Raw genomic sequence first — 21,312 nt, 5'->3', positions numbered from 1 at the left:
GATGTGATCGCTGTGCCGTTGTGGGAGAAGTTTATGTGATTAAGTTACTAACGTAATGCTGGTCACAGCACGCAGATTCCGCAACTTGCAGTGCTGCTCAACACTTTCAACAATCTCTTCAGCATCATTGATCTGCTGCTTATCTAGCTGAATATCAACCATTAAGAAGCTACCCACTTGAGCTAGACGTACATCGTCATTGGCAATATCAAAATCTGCCACTTCTTGCACCATCTCCTGGCGAACGCTACCTAAAGGCTCGCCAAACATCAATTCGCGCAGCGCGCCACGCACCATACGAATGGGCATCGGCAGGAAGTAGCCCGCGATTATTAGTACCATCACCGGATCGGCAAAGCGCGCAAGGTGAGACCACGGGGTAAGCGTCAACCCCCATGTGAGCGCAAAGCCCAACATAACGGCGGCACTTAACCAAGTATCCATTTGCCACTGACGCAGTTCGGCAGCTAGCAGTGATGAGCGCGCAATTCGAGCATAACGGTTCAACCACCACCACGTAAGTAAACATCCTGCTACGTTTACCACGCCAAACATTAACGCAAGATCCAACGTTACCAGCCGCCCACCTTGCGCAAGGCTCCATACAGCCGAGACCATCGAAAACAGGCACACCAGTGCTATCACTACGCCTTTAAGCAGCACAGCCAACGGCTCTACAGTAAGCCGCCCAAAGGGGTAGTGATCATCTGCCGGTTTGCGCGCCTGCTGCAATGCAAACAAGGACAGCGACGCCAGCACTAAACTTAATAGCGAATAACCACTATCGAATAAAATAGTAATTGAACCGCTAGCAAGCCCGAGAGCAAGGCCAGTAAAGGCAAACAGGCTGGCGGAGACAGCAGAAAATCTGAGCGCTCGGCGCTCGGCGACAAAGGGGGTCACGCGAAATACTCCAGTAAAGTGTCTTAAACCCAACGCATAATAGTGAGTACACTAACGTTTCACCAATCGCTCAGCGCCAGCTTTTTTGGCTCTCCATGGAGTAACCTATGCGCGCAGAACAAGTGCAGGCGTTTATTGACGTTACTGAACATGGTTCCTTTGCCGCCGCCGCGCGGCACACCGGAATGAAACGCAGCACCCTAAGCGCCACAGTGAATGCCTTGGAAGACAGTCTTGGAGTCGTGCTGTTCGAGCGTTCAGGCAATAGCCTGCAGCTAACAGCCGTAGGTGAAAGCGTTTTGCCGGACTGCTACCGCCTACTGACCAGTGCCAGCCGAATCAAAAAACACTGCCAACAACACCTGCAGGGGGTCGAAAACCAGCTCTGCATTGCCCGGGATGATGCGCTGCCTGAAGCATTTTGGCGACAAGTCATGCACGACTTAAAACAGCGCTATCCACTTACAGCCATCTCGGTATATTTATTGCCCCCCCAAGAACACCCACAGTTCGTCCTTCGACAAACCGTTGATATAGCTTTTGGGTTGTATACCGCTGAAGGTGCCGACGTAAATGCCAGTAACCTTGCACCGGTCAGCATGTGCTTAGTAGCAGCAACATCGCACCCGTTAAGCCGGCTTCCCAGCGTTACTCGCGATGATCTCGCCCAATATACCCAAGTCTGTTTAACCTATGAGCAGGGCGATAAGTTGGTCAGTGAAGCACTTTTTTCGACAAATTACTTGGGCCTGACCATGTTCGAGGTCATCCGCGATGCAGCGATTAATGGCACTGGCTGGGCGTTGCTACCTTACCCACTAGTCAAGGAAGCCATAGAAAGCCATCAGCTTTGCGCTCTTAACCATGACCTTGCCCTGGACAGTCATTACTACCGCTATGTGGAAGGCGAAAGCCTAGGGGTAGTCGCCACCGCGCTGCTAACGAAGGTGTCACGCTTTTTAGGGAACACTCGTTGAGGCCCGCCAAAACGTTGAAATAGAGCATTGGAAAAAATCGCTTGTAGCTTCCAATCTATAAAAAACCATACAAGGAGATCAAAAGGACACGCTAGAGAACCGACACAGGTGAGTGTCATCTAAGCGTAAAGTGCATCTGCCAGTGTCGATGTTGCCGTCAACTAAGGAGTAGTTTCCACGATGGTACGACTCGATAAGAAAGCCACTAGGCTGTATGTCCTGGACACGAATGTCCTGATCCATGACCCCGCCGCGCTTTACCATTTTGATGAGCACGACGTGGTTATTCCCATGACTGTGCTTGAAGAACTAGACAAGCATAAAAACGGCATCAGAGAGATCGCCCGCACCGCGCGGCAGATTAGCCGCACGCTGTCAGACCTTACCAACCAAGTCACCTTTGATGAGATCCAGAAAGGTATTCCTATTCCGCGCATTAGCGGTGAATCGGGCCGCTTACATTTTTTGTGCTACAACGACCTTAAACCCTTCGACTCCCTTGATGACAGCCCCGACAACCGCATTTTGGCGGAAACCTGTCGGTTACGCGATGAGCGCCCGGATGCTTCGGTCATCCTGATCACCAAAGACATTAACCTGAGGGTAAAAGCAGCCGCACTAAAAGTGCCGGTGGAAGACTACCTGAATGATCGCGCCTATTCTGACAGCGATGCAATGATTGAAGGCGCACAGGTATACACCACTGCGGGGCAGGACGGTGCCTCGCTGTGGGAAACGCTCAATGTCGATGTCACCGTCGAGCGTGTCGACCACCATACTTTCTATCAATTAAGTGGCAACATGCCGCGCCATTGGCATGTCGGCATGCTGGTATCCGATAGCGAAAATGGCGCTGAGTTTGAAGCCATTGTACGTGAGCTATCACCGTCATCTGCCCGACTACAGCTACTTACCAACTACCGTCACCATGCTGGCGTGTGGGGCGTTCATGCCCACGACAGCCGCCAAAACTTCACCCTCAACTTGCTGATGGACCCAGACATTGATCTGGTCACGATTGCTGGTAATGCAGGTACCGGTAAAACGTTTATGACGCTCGCCGCAGCGTTCCAGCAAACACTAGATGCCAAACTATTTGAGCGCATTGTATTTACCCGTGCACCGATTCCCATGGGCGAAGATATCGGTTTCTTACCGGGCACCGAAGAGGAGAAAATGTCACCGTGGATGGGTGCCTTCCACGACAATATGGATAACCTGTTGCGTAACGAAGAGGGAGAGTCTAGCTGGGATAATGGTGCCACCCGACAGCTTATTGGCTCGCGGGTGCAGATTCGCTCCCCAAGCTTCATGCGTGGGCGTACCTTAAACGATACGTTCTTGATTATTGACGAGGCGCAAAACTTTACCCCCAAACAACTCAAGTCGCTGGTAACCCGAGCGGGCCGAAATACTAAGATTGTCTGTTTAGGCAACGTTGGCCAGATCGACACCCCCTACCTAACCGCCAACACCTGTGGCATGGCTGCTGTTGTCGAACGATTTAGAGATTGGCCCCATGCTGGGCATATCACGCTGAAAAGCGTTGAACGGTCGCGCCTCGCGCTGGCAGCTGAAGAGCTTTTGTAACGCTTGCCGCAAACCACCTTGCCGATTCCCCCTTCGACTAAGAACATCGCCCAGCAAAACTGGGCGATGTGCTCTAGTGAATATAGCTAACAGGGCTATTACTCTACTCCCGTGGTTGGTGCTGCGTGTCAGAATTTTCACTATTCCAAGGGTTTTCAACACCCACCGTATCGGCAGCAAACGCCTCTCGTTCACCTAGGGGGCGAGCCGCTCCAATCGTTGTATCGTTGCAAGTCTGACGCTCCATCTCACAGTTGAGCTCCGCACCAAACAGCACCACAAACGCTGAGAGCCAAAACCATAGCATTAATGCTACAACGGCCCCGAGAGAGCCATACAGCTCACTAAAGATAGAAAAGTAACGTACGTAAAGCGATAGACCGCCGGAGCCTAGTAGCCACATAGTGGTGGCAAACAGCGTGCCATAGCTTAACCACCGCCACTGGGCAGAACGCCGATAGGGGGCGTAACGATATAGTAAAGCAATAAGTACGCTCATCAGTACCAACAACGCCGGCCAACGCAACCATTTCAAGACACTATCTACCGGTGGTTCAATCATCAGCGTATCAACCACAATCGGCACAATGGCGATAAACCCCAGTGACACTAACGTCATCGTAATTAGCCCGAAGGTTAACGACACCAACACCACACCGCGCAGTAGCAACGGACGCTTTTCATGTTCCCCGTACACCACATTCAAACCGACGACGAGTACAGAAACACTTTTTGACGCAATAAACATGGCAACCAACAGTCCTGCTAGCGCAGTCATTACATTCCCAGACTCCGTACTTTCCACGACCTCTTGGGCCTGCTGATCAATCAGCTTCGCCGCATCCGGCGGCATAAAACGACTAATTTCATAAAGCTGACGACCGGCCTCAACAGGATCAAACAACAGCCCCCAAAGAGAGATAACTGCTGCAATCGTTGGAAATAGCGCCAATAAGGCATAAAAAGCCACGCCCGCCGCAAACATGGTAATACGGTCACGACGAGCAGCACGCACTACCCGCCAAATAATATCGTGCCACCCCTTACGGGGGATATCGTCAGGCGCTGTGGCTTTCCGACCCCGCCAGTGAGACTCTACTCTCCCTTTTTGGCTCATCGCAGCCCCTCCCACATTAGTAAAAGCGCCACTATTACAGCGAACACCATCATCAAACCGCTACCATGATGACGCATCCATGCTTCTGCGAATAAACCTCTGTTCAACTGCCTCATTAACGCTCTTTCACGAGCAAGCGAAAACGCAACACTCGCCATTTTCACCTTTTCACAGGCCCGGGCCAAAGCCTCTATAACGCGCAATCCTTTTACAGAAAAGACGCTATACAGCCACCATAAATCGCCTGCGGGTGGCGCTTGAATGACAACGCGGCGCAGTAAGCTAGCGCCAATCACCACCACCATCACAACAATCATGACACCAACAGGGAAAGGCCAACTCAGGCTTAACCATTCGGAGGCTGGTGGTATCTCAACACTACCAGCGGGCAGTGGAAGCCATATTGGCGTTACCAGGGCGGCGACCAATGCAGCCAACCACGCGCCCCACTGGAAGGCATTACTACCCCCTGAGTGCCGTTGCTGCCACTGACGCCACACGCAAACACTGATCAACGCAGAAGTGCCAATGGCCGCCCAGGTAAGCAGCATAATCAGATGTTCGTGATGCATGTCATAAAGCGCACTTTTAACGCCCCACTTACTTAGCATCCCCGCCGCTAGCGCACCCGTTAGCGACACGCCAGGCAAGGCGATTAACGCAAACAGCAGCGGTTGCGGCCAGCGAGGCATGTGCTCGCTAATACTAGTACCCAGAAAGAGTGCTCCTTTTGCCAATGCATGATGAGCGGTAAACAACACCACACCAGGTAATAACAGCGGCCACACGTCTGGGGCGGCTAACCCCATTGCCACCATAGCAGTGAGCATTCCCATTTGGCTGATGCTGGAGTACGCCAGAACCGCTTTTGGATGGCGCTGCCACACACCATACAACGCAGCACCAAAGGCGGCTGCCAATCCTGCTATTAGCATGACGTTGCCAAGCTGGAGGAGCGCAGGTGACAATCCGTTAACTCCTAACGGCAATACATTTATCCATGCTAATAGCCCAGCTTTAATCATCGCGCCGCTCAGCACCGCGCTAGCAGGAGCAGGCGCTACTGGATGCGCTAACGGCAACCAAACATGAAGGCCAATAACCCCCGCTTTCACCCCAAATCCAAGCCACAACAAAAGCGCCATCGTGGCCCCGTGGTCAGCGACAGCGATTCCCTCACGCACTCCCTTAAGCGTCAGCGTTTCTGAAGTGCCTGCCACCCAAAGAAAACCGCCAAGGATAAGCCCTTCACCAATAACGGCTAAGATTAAGTATGCCCTTGCGCCCAACCGCGCTTCGTCACTACCGCTATGGACTACCAGGGCATATGCGGCAAACGTCATCAATGCAAAGCCCAGATAAAAACTGGCGATATCTTGAGCAATAATCAGCAGCACATTGCCCAACAACGTCAGCGGCCACAGAAGCGCTAACCGCTGACATCGACGCTGTATAACCTGATCGCCTGCCTGTGCTTTTCGTTGCTCTGCTGCAAAGTATCCACGCGCATGAATGGCCGCTAAGCTCCATAGCAAAGCGGTAAAGGCCAGCCACGGACGGCTCAGTGCATTTAACTCCCAATAACCGCCTAACATCCAGGCGCTGATTGACCACTGGACCTCGCCGCTAAAGGCTAGCAGTAACGCCGGCCATGAAGCACTCACCCAGAGCATCGAGAAGTAGTCGCGGCTCGCCGCAGGCGTTCTATACGCCTGCCATATTGTGGTGCCCGCAACGCACAGAGGCCAAAGTAATGCCGCAAGCAAAAGTAGCGTGATCATGGCAGGTACTCCCCTACCGCCACGCGGGTAGCCCAATCCAGCGGGCTAAACGGCAATCCTGCCAATAAACCTGCTCCAAGGCTTACCATTGCAGTAAACACGGCTGGCCATAATAGCCAGCCGTGGGTTTCCAAGCGCCCAAGGCGCTGTTCATTAGGCCACTCCCCCTTTCCATGAGCCGGCCCCTCACGAAACCAAAGGCGGTGCAAAATAGGCAAAAAATAAATAGCATTCAAGGTACTACTCGCGACTAAAACCGCCACAACCCAATACATCTGCGCCTGGATAGCCCCCACCCCCAAGTACCACTTAGTAATAAAACCCGCGATAGGAGGCAGCCCAATCATCCCCAACGCCCCTACGGTGAATGCGAAGCTGGTAAGGGGCATACGCTTGCCGGCACCGTTCATTTCATCAATACGGTGGATACCAAGCTCTTCAGCGTAGTTACCCGCGCAAAAGAACAGCGTGACTTTCATCAAACCTTGATGCAGAAGATGCGCAAGTGCACCAATGGTACCGAAGGGGCCAAACAGGCAAACACCAAGCACAACATAGGAGACCTGGCTGATAGTAGAAAATGCCAACCGAGGCTTTAATTCTTGCTGGGCAATCGCGCGCAGCGAGCCGTAAATAATCGTAATTGAAGCCGCGACCGCCAATACAGTGGTGACACCAAGTTCAACGCTGAGCTCAATACCATAAAGATCATAAATCACCCGAAGGATGCCAAAGGCACCGGCTTTTACAACCGCAACCGCATGTAACAGCGCGCTAACTGGCGCAGGCGCTACCATTGCTCTTGGCAGCCATCCATGCAACGGCACCATGGCAGCTTTAACGGCAAGGCCTCCTACCAGTAATGTAAATATCAGTATCAGCAGACCACGATGATCATTGAGGTATGGCGACAATCCCTGCTCAGAAGCGAACGAATGGTCGCCGGTTAAACTATAAAGCAGCACCACACCGAGTAGCAGCACCACGCCAGCCGTTAAGGTATAACGCAGATAAACACGCCCCGCTGCTAACGCTTTGGCGGTTCCGTAGTGGACGACCAGCGGGTAGGTAGAAAGGGTCAGCATTTCGTAGAAAATCAGGAACGTAAACAGATTCCCGGCTAACGCGATACCCAACGTACTCGCGACACACAGGCTGAAAAAGCCAAAAAAACGTTTTCGGTTCGCCGCCCCTTCTAAATAGCCGATCGCGTAGATCGTGGTACACAGCCACAGTAGCGAAGAAAGTCCAGCAAACATTACTCCCAACGCATCAGCTCTCAATACAAACTCAACACCGCCCACTATCTGGAAACTAAAGGTGTCTTCAACCCCCTGAGAAACCCGCCCAACCATCAAGGTTACCAGGATGATTTTACTCACAGCGGCAATCAGGTTAATGCTGGTACGCAGCCGCCGCGCGTCTTCAGGCAAAAGAAAAATAACCGCTGCTGCAAAAAAAGACGTTGCTAACGTTGTTAGCGGTAGCCAAGCCGCATTCATGCGCCACCTCCCTGGAGTAGCGCCAGTGGTAGGTGAGCCAATAAGCCTAGGGCAAACGCTGCCACCGCCAAACAAAGCGCAATAAGATCCATACCAGGCGCTAACGGCTGGTAATGATGGCGAGGCGCAGTTTCATCAAAGCAGTAACGGAAAACACGAAATATATAAGCAGCTGTCAGCAGTGTGCCCACCAATAGTGCGGCAACAGCTACCCATTGCTGTGTCATCACCATCGCCTGTAGCAGCAACCACTTTGCGGTAAACCCTGCGCTAGGCGGCAATCCCATCAGCGTAACGGACGCAATGCCGAACACAAGCAGTGACAGCGGTAAACGGCGGCTAGTGCCTGCAAGCCCTTTGATTGAGCTTTCGCCGGTGGCAAGAATCAAATTACCAACGGCCATAAACATAGCCGCTTTTGCTAGCGAGTGGCCCATCAACTGTAGCCAAAACCCTTCCCAGGCCAGTGCCCCTGGCAGCGGAGAAATAGTAGGCCCCAACAGTAAAGGAAAGGCCACCATTAGGTAGCCCAACTGGCCTACCGTAGAAGACGCTACCAAGGTTTTAAGCGATTCAGCACGCCACGCAATTAGCCCACCCCAAACAATCGCTAACATGCCCAACCATGCCACAAAGCGTGGGGCAAACAGCGCTTCGGGAAGTAAAATTCCCCACAGCATGATCAACATAAACAACGAGGCTTTAATCACCAACGCCGCGTGCAATGCGCTCACCGGCGTCCAAGCATTTTCATGCACAGGCGTTAGCCACCCGTGTAGCGGAAAGAGAGCTGCTTTCAGCGCCAACCCTGCACCCATCAATGCAGCAGCCACCCAGGCCACTGGGCCAGGCTCAACAATGTCAGCCAGAGTTATAAGGTCAAGCTCTCCCCAGTTCCCAAGTAGTAAGGCCACACCAAGTAAATAGGCAAGAGACCCCACCAACGCTAACAGTAAATATCGCATGCCTGCTTTCAGCGCATTAGCCTTACCTGATAGCAGCAACATGCCTACGGCAGCCAGCCCCATAGCCTCTAATGCAGCGTAAAGGGTCAATAAATCTACTGCTAGCCAAATAAGCGATAGCGCACTGATCAGCACACCCATCAGTGCCCACAGCCATCGTGCTTGCTTGCCGGGGCTGGTAAGTTGCAAATGACCCAGTGTGTATAAGGCAGCCGCTACCCCTACCCACTGAGTGATCATTAACATCAAACCGCTCAAGCCATTAAAGCGCAGTGACAGCTCAACGCCCGCAACGTGCCACTGCCAGCGCAGTAAGCCCACTTGAAGGTAATCGACAACCAACAGTGCGCCAGCCAATAAAATTGGCAGGCATGCAAGCATCACGGGAAATAGACGGCGCGGTGTAAAAAGCACACCTAACAGCCCTGCAAAAATCGGCAACACCAAGATAATCAACAGCGCCCAGTGGCTATACCACAACGGCTCAAACGTACTTTCGTACAAGCCAAAACGCCATATCATTGCGCATGCCTCGCAGCATCACTGTCACTTGCTAGCGCAGACACACCCTCTAACAACACAAGTTGCCGAATAAGCAGCACACCTAACAACGTGCCTAGCCAGGCAATGATTAGTCCCACGCTGATAAGCGCCTGCGCTCCAGGCACCGTGCCCGCCATACCCGCCAGCAGCAAAAACACACCAGACCCGAGAACATTAAAGGCCATTAAACGGCGCAGCATATGTTTATGTAGCGTAAACGCTCCCATAGCTGTCGCCACAATAACCACAGCGGCGATAATTAGCGGATGCTCAGTCAGCGAATACGCCATATCAGGCAATAAAAACCGAATGGCACCCCCTATCATCACACTCCAGGCTAGCGCCAATAGAGCGCGCACCACGCCATGAGACCAACGGTGGCGGGAGCGGTCATGATGCGAACCCTTTTCGATAGTGGCAGGGAATGCGCTCAATGCATAAAAAAAGCTCCCCCCGGTCAGAACAACTCCTAATACAAGCTCTGCCAACGCCAACCAAGGTGCACCAAGCTTCCACCAGGAAAGACTCATTAATAGCGCAAAGAGCAAAAATAGCCCGCTCGCCCGTTTTAAGTGACGATCAAACAGGCAGACTAGCGACGCGGCTACTATGCAGAACGCTATACCGCTTTCTAGATAGTCAATTGACGCTATCATAAGCCTTCGCTAATTCCTTGCATCGGCTGAGGGAACCAATGTACGGCTAAGCCAAACGCTCGCTCAGCCACTTGCCAATATCGTTAACCTGCTGCGGGCATAGTGCATGCGCCATCGGATACTGGCGATAATTAACCGTATAACCCATTTCTTTTAAGCGTTCGACACCATTGCGACCCAGAGTTTCAGGAACGATGGGGTCGAAATTCCCATGGTGTACTTCGATAGGTATATCACGATTGGCTTCAGCTAAATCGATGCTATCGGCTGTCGCAAAATAGGTCGACATAGCTAACAGTCCGCCAAGAGGCTGAGGGAAAGAAAGCGCCGCCTGATAAGCTACTGCGCCGCCTTGGGAAAAACCCGCGACGATAATACGGCGGCTGTCGATCCCTTGATCAATCTGCTCTTCAATCAGTGCCTGAAGTCGTTCAGCAGACGTTCTCAACTGCGCTTCATCCACCCGACGCCCTAAGTCCATGGCAAGAATGTCATACCACGCTGGCATCACCATGCCGCCATTAATAGTGACCGGCAAGCGCGGCGCATGGGGCATAATAAAACGCACATGCGCTGAGTCAGGGAGTGTAAGGGCTGGTACTAGCGGCTCGAAATCGTGCCCATCGGCACCCAACCCGTGAATAATAAACACGCACGCATCGGCGGGTTGACCATTTTGCGGTTCAATAATCAGTTCGCCTGGGGCTGTCATGGGCTCTTTCCTTGCTGACGTTAAAAGCGCCACCCTAGCGTAAAGTGACGCGTTCGGCGAGTCATTTGCCTGCTTAAAGCGGCCAAACCAGTGGAATAAGAGTTAAGGCAATGATCCCCGTCAAAAGGTTCAAGCCACCACCAACACGTAAAAAATCACTGACCCGATAGCCGCCAGGGCCATGCACCATAAGGTTCGTTTGATAACCAATCGGCGTTAAAAAACTAGCCGAAGCAGCAAACATTACCGCCACCACATAGGGCATCGGGTTAACCCCCAGGCTTTCTGCTGCAGCCATAACCACCGGAAAAATGATTACCGCAGCAGCATTATTGGTCACCAATTCGGTCAACATTGCCACGACGCAATACGTGGCAATTAATAGCAACAGAGGGTTACCCGCCACCAACGACAGAACACTGCCTGCCAGGAAGTCCGCCGCGCCGGAGGTTTGCAGCGCAGCCCCTACCCCGAAAGATGCTGCAATAGTTAGCAACACTTGTGTATCCAAACCACGCTTAGCAGCGTCTACAGAACAGCAACCGGTTAACAACGCTAGCGCCGCGCCTAACATAGCCGCATTGAGCATACTTAAGACACCTAGCGCCGCCAGCAGTACAGCCCCCAACAAAATCGCCCAGGCCAACGGAGCTTTTTCATGCACGGGCCGTGCAGCGCCGTTCAACTCACTGATTAAGAGAAAGTCTTTCGATTGTCGGTGGCGCTCAATAAACGGTGGACGCGCTTCTAACAACAGCACGTCAGCGGGCTGCAAACGCACTTGCCCTAAGTTTCCAGTCACCCGCTCGCCGCCACGGCAGATCGCCAATACGGCAGCGCCATACAACGTTCTAAAACGCCCGTCACGAATACGCTGTCCAATAAACTGGCACTGGTTCGATACCACTGCTTCAACCAAGCGCCGCTCTTTGAACTCTTTTTCCAAACTCGACGCCGCGTCACGAGAAGGGATCAGGCCACGAATTTGCTGTAGCTCTACAGCGGCGTCCGAGGTGCCCACAAAGACGAGTCGGTCACCTGCCTTTAGCTGCTCGCCTGGCCCCACCACACTCACCACATTACCAGCGCGCTCAATTTCAACTAAAAAAAGCTCTTGAAGATGGCGCAATCCAGCCTCTTCCACCGTACGGTCAACCAGCACCCCTGCGGGATCTACTTCCATTTCGATGGTGAACTCGCGAGGGTTAGCAAATGCTTTTGAGATCCCCTCTCGCGAAGGCAACAAGTGTGGCCCTAGGAAAATAAGATAAGCAAGGCCCACCAGCGCAACAGGAACACCTACCCAGGCCAAGTCAAATAAGCCCATAGCAAGGTTAGGATAGCGCTCCACTAACAAACCATGCACCACTAAGTTAGTACTGGTGCCAAACAGTGTAATGGTACCGCCTAAAATGGAAGCAAAGCTGAGCGGCATTAAGAGCCGTTGAGGAGAAAGCCTCAACCGTCGACTCCAGCTCATCACCGCCGGAATGTAGGTAGCCACTACTGGCGTATTATTGAGAAAACCGCTGAGTGAAGACACAGGTAACAAAAGCCGAACAAGTGCACCACGCTCACTGTTAGGACGACCCAGTACATAGCGGATAATCAGGTCAATACCACCGGTTTCACGAATACTCGCCACCAATACGTACATGAAAGCTACGGTAAACAAGCCGCTGTTAGAAAAACCGCCCAGCGCCTGCTGCGGGTCAATGACACCCAAGGTCATTAACACCACGACGGCACCAAGCAAAATAATATCTGGCCCCAGTCGAGACAGTGTCATTAGTGGGAAAATAGTAAGCACTACTCCCACGGCTATCCAAGCATCCAGCGACATATCCTGTCTCCCTAACATAAAATCTTGGAAACATTGTGCCGCCTTGACGATATTCTAAAAAGTTATTTTTGGAAACACTTTAATAACAAAAAAGAATATATATGTGAGGTGTGAGGTGTGAGGTGTGAGGTGTGAGGTGTGAGGTGTGAGGTGTGAGGTGTGAGAATGTTGACTAAGCAGAAACGAAAAAACCCCGCTTTCGCGGGGTTTTTAGCATATTAGCGTTATGCGCTAACAGCGAACATCATCGTTTCTAATTAAAGAACTTTGATGTTGGAAGCCTGAAGGCCTTTTTTACCCTGAGTGACGTCGAAGGAAACCTTCTGGCCGTCTTGCAGAGTTTTGAAGCCATCAGCTTGAATTTCAGAGAAATGCGCGAACAGGTCGTCGCCATTGTCGTCAGGAGAAATGAAGCCGAAGCCTTTAGTGTCGTTAAACCACTTAACGGTACCAGTTGCCATGATCGAAATCCTCGATGTAGCTTGATGTAGAGCCGGGTAATACCCGAGTTGCAGTGGGTAGAACAAGAAACTTTCACCAGACTAAACGCTTGGGCGTTTCGATACTGCTGACAACGTTCGACTTGCTAACCAACTGCATCCAGCATGCGCTTAACTTAGCCGCACGTCAATACTATAGTTAAAAAAAATGTCAGGGTGATGACCGATCCGCTGCCATCATCCACCCCGCTGCTTTTTCGGCGATCATCAAGGTAGGAGAGTTGGTATTGCCACTGGTAATAGTCGGCATGATGCTGGCATCTACCACCCGCAAACCAGTCACTCCCCTAACACACAGTTTGGAATCCACCACCGCCATGGGGTCATCTTCGCGGCCCATTTTTGCCGTACCCACTGGGTGAAAGATGGTGGTACCGATATCCCCCGCCAGCTTGGCCAGATCGTCGTCACTCTGGTATTCAAGCCCTGGCTTGAACTCTTCCGGCTGGTACTTTGCAAAGGCCTGCTGCTCGGCAATGCGCCGGGTGACCCGCAGTGAGTCTGCGGCCACCTTGCGGTCTTCCTCAGTACTCAGGTAATTAGGTTCGATGGCTGGGGCAGCTTGCGGGTCGCGGCTTTTGATCTGCACACGGCCACGGCTGGTGGGGTTGAGATTGCACACACTGGCGGTAATCGCAGGAAACCCATGCAGTGGCTGGCCAAACGCATCCAGGCTTAATGGCTGCACGTGGTATTCGATATTGGCGTGCCGATACTCATCCGAGCTGCGGGTAAAAATGCAAAGCTGTGAAGGTGCCATACTCATCGGGCCTGTGCGTTTAAACACGTACTCCAAACCAATCTTGGCTTTACCCAGCAGGGTACCGGCCATGGTATTGAGCGTTTTTGCCCCTTTCACTTTATAGATAGAGCGAATCTGTAAGTGATCCTGCAGGTTTTCACCCACACCCGGTAGCGCTGACACTACGTCAATACCGTGTTGTTGTAGTAGTTCGGGCGCGCCAATCCCAGAAAGTTGTAGTATCTGCGGCGAGCCAATAGCCCCCGCGCTCAACACGACTTCTTTATTAGCCCCTACACTAAGCGTTTTGCCCTCGCGGAGAAGCTCTGCGCCTACGCAGCGCGGTTGGTCATCTTGCGGCTCAAATAGCAGACGATTGACGTGGGTAGAGTGCCAGATCGTTAGGTTAGTGCGTTGCTTGATCGGTCTCAGAAACGCTTTAGAAGTATTCCAGCGCCAACCATTGCGCTGGTTGACCTCAAAGTAATTGACGCCTTCGTTATCACCGCGGTTGAAATCATCAGTGCGTGGAATACCCGCTTGCACCGCCGCCTCGGCGAAATCGTCCAATACTTGCCAGCTTAAGCGCTGCTTTTCTATCCGCCATTCGCCACCATGACCATGGTAGCGGCGATGATCAGCATCGCCGTCACCGCCCTCGTCCAGCCGGTGGTGATCTTCATGCTGCATGAAATCCGGTAGGCAGTTATCCCAGCGCCAGGCGTTATCTCCAGTCAGCTCAGACCAGTGGTCGTAATCCCGTGCTTGGCCACGTAGATAGAGCATACCGTTGATACTTGAACAGCCACCTAGAGTCTTGCCGCGTGGGTAGATTAATGACCGACCGTTGAGCCCTTTGTCGGGCTCGGTACGAAACAGCCAGTCCGTGCGGGGGTTGTTGATGCAGTACAGATAGCCCACGGGAATATGAATCCAGTGGTAGTTATCCGGCCCACCCGCTTCAATCAGCAGCACCTTATTATTTGGGTTAGCGCTTAGCCGATTGGCCAGCAGGCACCCAGCGGTGCCTGCGCCAATCACAATGTAGTCGAAATTATTGTTAGCAGTGTTTGGCATAGACGTGCTCCCGTCACCTGGCGGCATTACTTAGCCGTCGGCATCACGAACTCAGCACCCGCGTCGATGGAGTCTGACCAGCGCTGCATGATGGATTTCTGCTTGGTGTAGAAACGTACGCCCTCTTCCCCATAGGCATGCATATCGCCAAACAGGGAGCGCTTCCAGCCGCCAAAACCGTGCCAAGCCATGGGGACCGGAATGGGGACGTTGATGCCAACCATACCTACCTGGATGCGGCGGCCAAATTCACGGGCGACGTTGCCACTTTCGGTAAAGCAGCTGACGCCATTGCCGAACTCGTGGTCGTTGATCAGCTGAATCGCCGTGGCGATATCCGGCACGCGTACGCAGACCAGCACGGGGCCGAAAATTTCTTCCTTATAGATAGTCATCTCGGGGGTGACGTGGTCAAACAGGGTACCGCCCATCCAGAAACCATCGGCACAGCCTTCGCCTGTTTGCGCGACATTAAATTCACGACCATCTACCACCAAGTGTGCGCCTTCTTCTACGCCTTTATTGATGTAACCGGTAATCCGCTCATGCGCCTGACGGGTGACAATCGGGCCCATTTCCGCATCAAGCTGCATGCCGTCCTTCACTTTCAGCGCCTTGGCACGCTCCGCCAGCTGAGCAACGACACCATCGGCTACATCGCCAACCAGCACCGCCACGCTGATGGCCATGCAACGCTCGCCTGCCGAGCCGTAGGCAGCACCAATCAAGGCATCCACGGCTTTATCCAGGTTGGCATCCGGCATCACCACCATATGGTTCTTGGCACCCCCCAACGCCTGGACGCGCTTGCCATGTTTGGCGCCGCGCTCGTAGATCAGGTTGGCAATCGGGGTGGAACCGACAAACGACAGTGCCTTGACGTCCGGATGATCAATCAGCGCTTCAACGCTGTCCTTGTCGCCCTGCACCACGTTGAAAACGCCATCCGGTAGCCCTGCCTGCTTGAGCAGATCAGCAATCATCAACGAGGCACTAGGGTCCAGTGGGCTGGGCTTGAGGATAAAGGTATTACCAGTGGCAATTGCGACCGGGAACATCCACATCGGCACCATGACCGGAAAGTTGAACGGCGTGATACCGGCGACCACACCCAGCGGCTGGCGCATGGTCCAGTTATCAATCCCAGTGCTAACCTGCTCGGTGTAGTCACCTTTCAGCAATTGCGGAATGCCGCAGGCAAACTCAACAATATCAATCCCGCGCGCCACTTCGCCCTGAGCATCGGTAAACACTTTACCGTGCTCCTTGGTGATCGCTTCGGCCAGCTCATCCTTATGGGCGTTCAGCAGCTCCAGAAAACGGAACATCACGCGCGCCCGACGAATGGGTGGGGTATCTGCCCAAGCAGGAAATGCGGCTTGAGCAGCGTTAACGGCGCTGTCCACATCCTGGGTGCTGGCCAACACCACATGACCGCTGACCTCGCCGGTAGCAGGGTTAAAGACCTGTTGAGAAAGGCCTGAGCTACCCTCGTTGATCTGCCCGTTAATAAAATGATTAATAGTGGTTGTTGTCATTTGGTTACCTTTATAAGCAAATTAAAATAACGGTGTAAGTGCGGATAGATTAACCGCCTTGATATGGCAATCAATTGAGTAATTTTTAACCTAGATATAAGATTTACTAATAACACAGCAGTAGCAGGTGGCCGCTTATGCAAGAGAACTCAGCACTACGGGCATTTGTCGCCGTAGCACGTACGGGTAGCGTTTCACGAGCGGCTGACCAGCTATGTATTACTCAGCCCGCAGTAAGCCTAAAGTTGAAGCAGCTTCAGCAGCATTTGGGTCTAACTCTGTTCACCCGTCGCCCACAGGGGTTAACGCTAACCGCCGATGGCTATGCCTTATTGCCCGCCGCAGAAAATGCCCTTGCCAGTGCGCTTGCCTTTGAACAAAGCGCCAGCGCTTTACATAGCACCCTGCGAGGAAAGCTGAAAATCGGCACGATTGTAGACCCTGAATTTATTCGCCTAGGTAAATTTCTCAGCCGCTTAATGGCTCGCGCGCCCCATCTTGAAACCGAGTTGCATCACAGCATGAGCGGTAGCGTGTTAGCAAAGGTGGAGCAGGGTGAATTAGACGTAGGCTTTTATCTCGCCATGCCAGGCGAAGGAACTGACAACTCAGCACTGGCTTGGCGTGAGTTGACTCATTTTCACTATCACATCGTCGCCCCAGCTGGCTGGGAAGCCAAGCTAGCAGACACCCGCTGGGAAGTACTGGCTGCCCTACCTTGGATCGTTACACCAACGGATTCCGTACACCACCGACTACTTAAACACGCGTTAGCAGCAAGTGGAGCCAAGCCCAATCGGGTCGCTCAAGTAGACCAAGAAGTATGTATGCTAGATCTAGTGCGCGCCGGTGTCGGGCTTAGCCTAGCGCGGGATGCGTTGGCAATGACCGAACGACAGGAAAGCGGCTTGACGATAGCGGATAGTATTCGCCTGCCCTGTGCACTCAGCTTGATCTGGCGCAAAGAGCGTGCCACAGAACCCACCGTAAAAGCGGCACTCGACACGTTGGATACGGTTTGGCAAAATCGTTTAAATTAGACAGATTATGTACAATAAAATCTAGCGCGTATAAAAAATTAGGAACCTACGTTAATAAATTGAATCACTATTCAGTCAGCTAATTAGCCATGTTCCTAGAAAGTCCTAACTAGAAAGCCTTAAACTGGAGCGCCCTAAATGTCTCGTCTAATGCCATTTTCCAAACCGTTTCGCCCGCTTTTGCACGTGCCTGCTTTTTGCATGGTGGTAGCGGTAGGTTTAACAAGCACCTCGTTACACGCTCAATCTAATGCGTCGGCCACCTTTGCTGGCGGCTGCTTTTGGTGCATGGAACCGCCCTATGATAAGCAGCCCGGCGTCAGCGCCACCATCTCTGGCTATATGGGTGGCGAGCTTGAAAACCCTACGTATGAACAGATTTCTCGCGGTGGAACTGGTCACGTCGAGGTGGTGCAAATTGCCTATGACGATAGCCAAATCAGCTATGAACAGCTGCTGGAGATTTTCTGGCGAAATATCGACCCCTTCGCCGTAGACCGTCAGTTTTGTGACAGCGGCGACCAGTACCGTTCAGCCATTTTTTACCATAATGATGAACAACGAGAGCTAGCAGAAGCCTCTAAAGCTGACATGGAAGCACGCTTTGACCAAACTATCGCGACTGAGATAGCTCCTGCCAGCGAGTTTTGGGAAGCTGAAGAGTACCACCAGGATTATTATGAAAAAAATCCACTACGCTACCGGTTTTATCGCCTGAGCTGTGGTCGTGATGATCGTCTGGAAGAAGTATGGGGTGAAGAAGCAGGCGGCCCAACATTTCAGTAGCACACTATCAGCATGCACATCTAACGGAACGTTTTTTGTCCGGGACTGCCCTATGATTACGCTTTAGTTAAGTCGCTAACCATTGAATTAGGCAAAGCGTTATTTTTCTACTAAAGTGGAGAGTCAGCATTAATAGACCAGTCGACTAAAGACTGGTTTATGCCTTAACGCCCCGTTGATCAAAAGATAGGAGATCTTATGAGCAACAGCATCACAACCGTCAATCCAACCACCGGCGAAACGCTTGAAACTTATGCGCTGATGGATGCCAGCCAAGCCAAGCAGATTGTCGAGGCAAGCCATGAAGCGTTTCTTGACTGGCGGCTTAAACCTCTTGACCATCGTGCCAAAGTGGTTAAAGCCATTGGCGAGGCGCTTAACGCCCATAAAGATGAGTTTGCCGAGCTAATGGTAAAAGAGATGGGCAAGCTGCCTAGCCAAGCCCGTCAGGAAGTTGACCTTTGCGTGGGCATCTGTGATTACACTGCAGCGCATGGCCCTACTACATTAGCCGACGAAGAGCGCAACCCCAGCAACGGCGAGCGTGGCATTGTTACTTACTCTCCCATGGGTGTTATCTATGGCATACAACCGTGGAACTTCCCCGCTTATCAGGTAGTTCGTTACTCCATCGCCAACATTATGGCGGGTAATAGCGTGTTGCTGAAACATGCTGAAAATGTCACTGGCAGCGGCCTACTGCTCGAAAAAATTTACCGTGAGGCAGGCCTGCCGGAAAATGTTTTCCGCACGATTGTTATTTCTCATGATGTATCTGATGAGGTGATTGCACACAAAGCAGTGCGTGGCGTTACTTTAACGGGTAGTGACGGTGCTGGTCGTAAAGTGGCGGCAAAAGCTGCCGAGCACTTGAAAAAAACGGTATTGGAACTGGGCTCAAACGACGCTTATCTGGTGCTGGATGACGCCGATATGGACGTGGCGATCAAGACCTGCGTTCAAGGACGCGTATACAATGGCGGGCAGACTTGCGTTGCAGCCAAGCGTTTTGTAGTCACAGAAAAGAATTACGAAACATTTAAAGAACGTTACGTCGCACGTATGCAGTCGTTGAAAGCGGGTGACCCCACTAACGAAGATAGCGATCTTGGTCCTATGGCCCGTGTCGATCTGCGCGATACTCTTCATGAGCAAGTGGAAGAGAGTGTTCGCAAAGGTGCAAAAATCTTATGCGGTGGTGAAAAGCCATCCGGCAAAGGAGCATTTTACCCGGTAACCGTGCTGGATAACGTGACACCCGGCCAGCCCGCCTACGATGACGAGCTATTTGGGCCAGTCGCAGCGCTGATTCGCGCTAAAGACGATGAAGACGCCATGCGTATTGCCAACGACAGCCGTTATGGCCTCGGCGGCGGCATCATCTCTAAAGATGTGAAGCGCGCTACCGAGCTTGCTAGCAAGTACTTTGATACCGGCATGGTATTTATCAACGGCTTTGGCGTTGCTACCCCAGAAATGCCGTTTGGCGGCGTCAAAGATTCCGGTTATGGGCGTGAGCATGGTGGTTTCGGCATGCTGGAGTTTGTTAATGTGAAGTCGGTCATTGTCGTTAAAGAGTGATGATCGTAAAAGAGCGATGACCATTAGCGACTAAGCCGGTAAACGCTCAGAATCATTAGCCGTAAAAAGAGCGCGCCGCTAGCTTTTCAACAAGCTAGCGGCGCTTTTTTTGTTACTGGTATTTTTACGAGCTTAAATGTTGTTCAGAGGTTCGGCGCTGCCATAATTTCAGTATTAGTGCCATCACTACCCACGTCACTAATGCGGCAATAACATCGTCTAACACAATGCCAAAGCCACCCTGCACATACTCTGCCAAATGAATTGGTGGCGGCTTCAGCGAATCAAAGAAACGATAAACAACGAATGCCAGCGCCATCACCAACGGATGTCGTGCTGCCTGTAGCCCAATCACTACTAGCGGGAACGCCAAGTACTCATCAGCAACAATGCTGCCATGATCTAGTCCTGCATAGTGCCACGCAGCAACATGGCAAACCGGCACAGCAAGTACCAGCAGAACAGCCATGATAGCGCCCTGCTGCACCAACGGTCGGCTTAACAACCACCATGCTAACGGAATGCCCAGCAGCGAACCAACCGTACCCGGCGCAATCGGCGCTAGCCCCAGCCCAAAGCCGGTGGCTAGCCAAAAATTAATGGTATCCAGCATTAACCTGCCTGCTGCGCCTGGCGTTCAAGCTCGGCGGCCATATCAGGCGAGAGATTTAGCGCACTTGCCAATTGATCCAACCAAGCGCGCTCCATGGGATTTTGCTCATCCGTCACCGCGACGCTAATCAAGTACATCTCGCGGGCAGCTTGAGGGGAGTCAGCTTCCCGGGCAAGTGCCTGGGCATCCAGTGGGGCGTTGAGCTGCTGCTCGACCCAGCGGTGCATCTCCTGATCGGCACCTAACGCGTCGATCTGCTCTGTGATGAGCGCCTGTTCTTGTTCATCAATATGGCCGTCGGCTCTCGCCGCCATAATCATTGCTTGCAACAGTTCGAGACTACGCCGCTCTTGATACTCACCGCTAAGCGCCTCTACTCGCTCACCTTCGGATGCGGCGTTTTGAGCAGCGTTTGACGGATTAGCACCATTTTTTCCTTCCTGGGAGCTTTGCCATGCTTTCCAGGCCAGCATGCCCACCCCAGCAATCGCGCCGTACTTGAGCGCTTTGCCGCCCATGCTACGGCCACGCTTAGAGCCAACGAGCAGCCCCATTGCGCCACCACCTAATAGGCTCTTCATATCAAAACCGCTAGAGCCGCCCCCTTGCCGCGAGCCTTGGTTTGCGCTACTGCTGCCACCGCCTAGCTGGCGCGACAGCCCATCAATAACGCCTTTAACATCGATACCGTTTCCGCTGTTTCCACTACTGTTTCCACTACTTCTGCTACCGCTGGCCTGCTTCATCAACTGTGTTGTAAAATCTTGCTTGCGTTCATCCTTGCACTCCTAAGTGGATAGTATCTCTAGGGCTCGCTAGACAATTAACTTCCGTTATAAAACATGC

At 52.4% G+C, this 21,312-nt stretch carries 17 protein-coding genes and 1 pseudogene; 5 read left to right on the top strand and 13 right to left on the bottom strand.

Going from position 1 to position 21,312, the window contains the following annotated elements:
• Window positions 1-39: 39 nt before the first annotated feature.
• Window positions 40-903, bottom strand: a complete 864-nt coding sequence (locus M0220_RS12155) for a cation diffusion facilitator family transporter (RefSeq protein WP_030073598.1) — start codon at window positions 901-903, stop codon at window positions 40-42.
• A gap of 107 nt (window positions 904-1,010) precedes the next feature.
• Here M0220_RS12155 and M0220_RS12150 point away from each other — a divergent pair, with 107 nt between their 5' ends.
• Complete coding sequence (locus M0220_RS12150; protein ID WP_264017762.1) at window positions 1,011-1,880, top strand: LysR family transcriptional regulator; 870 nt, start codon at window positions 1,011-1,013, stop codon at window positions 1,878-1,880.
• A gap of 180 nt (window positions 1,881-2,060) precedes the next feature.
• A complete protein-coding gene (locus M0220_RS12145) occupies window positions 2,061-3,470 on the top strand; it encodes a PhoH family protein (RefSeq protein ID WP_264017761.1) in 1,410 nt (469 codons plus the stop codon).
• 103 nt (window positions 3,471-3,573) lie between these two features.
• Here the strand turns inward: M0220_RS12145 and M0220_RS12140 are convergent, their stop codons facing one another.
• From M0220_RS12140 to M0220_RS12095, 10 genes are all read right to left on the bottom strand, one after another.
• Window positions 3,574-4,587, bottom strand: a complete 1,014-nt coding sequence (locus tag M0220_RS12140) for a YihY/virulence factor BrkB family protein (protein ID WP_264017760.1) — start codon at window positions 4,585-4,587, stop codon at window positions 3,574-3,576.
• Window positions 4,584-6,368 carry a complex I subunit 5 family protein gene (locus tag M0220_RS12135; protein WP_264017759.1) on the bottom strand — a complete coding sequence of 595 codons (1,785 nt, stop codon included), beginning with the start codon at window positions 6,366-6,368 and terminating at the stop codon, window positions 4,584-4,586. Before M0220_RS12135 ends, M0220_RS12140 begins: the two co-directional genes overlap by 4 nt.
• Window positions 6,365-7,870 (bottom strand): complex I subunit 5 family protein, encoded by a 1,506-nt coding sequence (locus tag M0220_RS12130; RefSeq protein WP_264017758.1) that lies wholly within the window; start codon window positions 7,868-7,870, stop codon window positions 6,365-6,367. The genes M0220_RS12135 and M0220_RS12130 overlap by 4 nt, the downstream gene beginning before the upstream one ends.
• The gene (locus tag M0220_RS12125; RefSeq protein ID WP_264017757.1) at window positions 7,867-9,357 is read right to left on the bottom strand and encodes a complex I subunit 5 family protein; all 1,491 of its coding nucleotides are present in this window, start codon (window positions 9,355-9,357) and stop codon (window positions 7,867-7,869) included. The genes M0220_RS12130 and M0220_RS12125 overlap by 4 nt, the downstream gene beginning before the upstream one ends.
• Window positions 9,354-10,034 (bottom strand): hydrogenase subunit MbhD domain-containing protein, encoded by a 681-nt coding sequence (locus M0220_RS12120; protein WP_030073612.1) that lies wholly within the window; start codon window positions 10,032-10,034, stop codon window positions 9,354-9,356. The genes M0220_RS12125 and M0220_RS12120 overlap by 4 nt, the downstream gene beginning before the upstream one ends.
• Before the next feature lie 46 nt (window positions 10,035-10,080).
• On the bottom strand, window positions 10,081-10,746 hold the full coding sequence (locus M0220_RS12115; protein WP_030073614.1) for an alpha/beta hydrolase: 666 nt from the start codon (window positions 10,744-10,746) through the stop codon (window positions 10,081-10,083).
• A 73-nt stretch (window positions 10,747-10,819) separates the two neighbouring features.
• Entirely contained in the window at window positions 10,820-12,589 is a 1,770-nt protein-coding gene (locus M0220_RS12110) for an SLC13 family permease (RefSeq protein ID WP_264017756.1), read from the bottom strand.
• A gap of 257 nt (window positions 12,590-12,846) precedes the next feature.
• Window positions 12,847-13,050: a cold-shock protein gene (locus tag M0220_RS12105; RefSeq protein ID WP_009101184.1), complete on the bottom strand. Its 204-nt coding sequence runs from the start codon at window positions 13,048-13,050 to the stop codon at window positions 12,847-12,849.
• 190 nt (window positions 13,051-13,240) lie between these two features.
• On the bottom strand, window positions 13,241-14,908 hold the full coding sequence (locus M0220_RS12100) for a GMC family oxidoreductase (RefSeq protein WP_264017755.1): 1,668 nt from the start codon (window positions 14,906-14,908) through the stop codon (window positions 13,241-13,243).
• A gap of 26 nt (window positions 14,909-14,934) precedes the next feature.
• On the bottom strand, window positions 14,935-16,446 hold the full coding sequence (locus M0220_RS12095) for a CoA-acylating methylmalonate-semialdehyde dehydrogenase (RefSeq protein ID WP_030073623.1): 1,512 nt from the start codon (window positions 16,444-16,446) through the stop codon (window positions 14,935-14,937).
• A gap of 137 nt (window positions 16,447-16,583) precedes the next feature.
• Between M0220_RS12095 and M0220_RS12090 the strand changes: the two genes are divergently transcribed.
• From M0220_RS12090 to M0220_RS12080, 3 genes are all read left to right on the top strand, one after another.
• Window positions 16,584-17,486, top strand: coding sequence for a LysR family transcriptional regulator (locus M0220_RS12090; protein WP_264017754.1), 903 nt, complete (start codon window positions 16,584-16,586; stop codon window positions 17,484-17,486).
• Window positions 17,487-17,687: 201 nt separating this feature from the next.
• Window positions 17,688-18,272, top strand: a complete 585-nt coding sequence (msrA, locus tag M0220_RS12085; protein WP_198023736.1) for a peptide-methionine (S)-S-oxide reductase MsrA — start codon at window positions 17,688-17,690, stop codon at window positions 18,270-18,272.
• Between the two features lie 198 nt (window positions 18,273-18,470).
• A complete protein-coding gene (locus M0220_RS12080; protein WP_264017753.1) occupies window positions 18,471-19,853 on the top strand; it encodes an NAD-dependent succinate-semialdehyde dehydrogenase in 1,383 nt (460 codons plus the stop codon).
• Between the two features lie 124 nt (window positions 19,854-19,977).
• On the opposite strand, the gene M0220_RS12075 is transcribed toward M0220_RS12080, so the two are convergent.
• Both M0220_RS12075 and M0220_RS12070 read right to left on the bottom strand, forming a co-directional pair.
• Complete coding sequence (locus M0220_RS12075) at window positions 19,978-20,466, bottom strand: phosphatidylglycerophosphatase A family protein (protein WP_030073627.1); 489 nt, start codon at window positions 20,464-20,466, stop codon at window positions 19,978-19,980.
• Window positions 20,466-21,244: pseudogene (locus tag M0220_RS12070) on the bottom strand (tellurite resistance TerB family protein). The gene M0220_RS12075 and the pseudogene M0220_RS12070 overlap by 1 nt, the downstream one beginning before the upstream one ends.
• Between the last annotated feature and the right edge of the window lie 68 nt (window positions 21,245-21,312).

It is taken from the genome of Halomonas qinghailakensis (assembly GCF_025820815.1).
Taxonomy (GTDB): domain Bacteria; phylum Pseudomonadota; class Gammaproteobacteria; order Pseudomonadales; family Halomonadaceae; genus Vreelandella; species Vreelandella qaidamensis.
Note: the sequence above shows the minus strand (reverse complement) of the source record. Positions and strands in the feature narration are given on the sequence as shown.

Coding starts and splice junctions, on each gene's coding strand:
- M0220_RS12150 (WP_264017762.1), top strand. CDS start 1,011: ATGCGCGCAGAACAAGTGCAGGCGTTTATTGACGTTACTGAACATGGT.
- M0220_RS12145 (WP_264017761.1), top strand. CDS start 2,061: ATGGTACGACTCGATAAGAAAGCCACTAGGCTGTATGTCCTGGACACG.
- M0220_RS12140 (WP_264017760.1), bottom strand. CDS start 4,587: ATGAGCCAAAAAGGGAGAGTAGAGTCTCACTGGCGGGGTCGGAAAGCC.
- M0220_RS12135 (WP_264017759.1), bottom strand. CDS start 6,368: ATGATCACGCTACTTTTGCTTGCGGCATTACTTTGGCCTCTGTGCGTT.
- M0220_RS12130 (WP_264017758.1), bottom strand. CDS start 7,870: ATGAATGCGGCTTGGCTACCGCTAACAACGTTAGCAACGTCTTTTTTT.
- M0220_RS12125 (WP_264017757.1), bottom strand. CDS start 9,357: ATGATATGGCGTTTTGGCTTGTACGAAAGTACGTTTGAGCCGTTGTGG.
- M0220_RS12120 (WP_030073612.1), bottom strand. CDS start 10,034: ATGATAGCGTCAATTGACTATCTAGAAAGCGGTATAGCGTTCTGCATA.
- M0220_RS12115 (WP_030073614.1), bottom strand. CDS start 10,746: ATGACAGCCCCAGGCGAACTGATTATTGAACCGCAAAATGGTCAACCC.
- M0220_RS12110 (WP_264017756.1), bottom strand. CDS start 12,589: ATGTCGCTGGATGCTTGGATAGCCGTGGGAGTAGTGCTTACTATTTTC.
- M0220_RS12105 (WP_009101184.1), bottom strand. CDS start 13,050: ATGGCAACTGGTACCGTTAAGTGGTTTAACGACACTAAAGGCTTCGGC.
- M0220_RS12100 (WP_264017755.1), bottom strand. CDS start 14,908: ATGCCAAACACTGCTAACAATAATTTCGACTACATTGTGATTGGCGCA.
- M0220_RS12095 (WP_030073623.1), bottom strand. CDS start 16,446: ATGACAACAACCACTATTAATCATTTTATTAACGGGCAGATCAACGAG.
- M0220_RS12090 (WP_264017754.1), top strand. CDS start 16,584: ATGCAAGAGAACTCAGCACTACGGGCATTTGTCGCCGTAGCACGTACG.
- msrA (WP_198023736.1), top strand. CDS start 17,688: ATGGTGGTAGCGGTAGGTTTAACAAGCACCTCGTTACACGCTCAATCT.
- M0220_RS12080 (WP_264017753.1), top strand. CDS start 18,471: ATGAGCAACAGCATCACAACCGTCAATCCAACCACCGGCGAAACGCTT.
- M0220_RS12075 (WP_030073627.1), bottom strand. CDS start 20,466: ATGCTGGATACCATTAATTTTTGGCTAGCCACCGGCTTTGGGCTGGGG.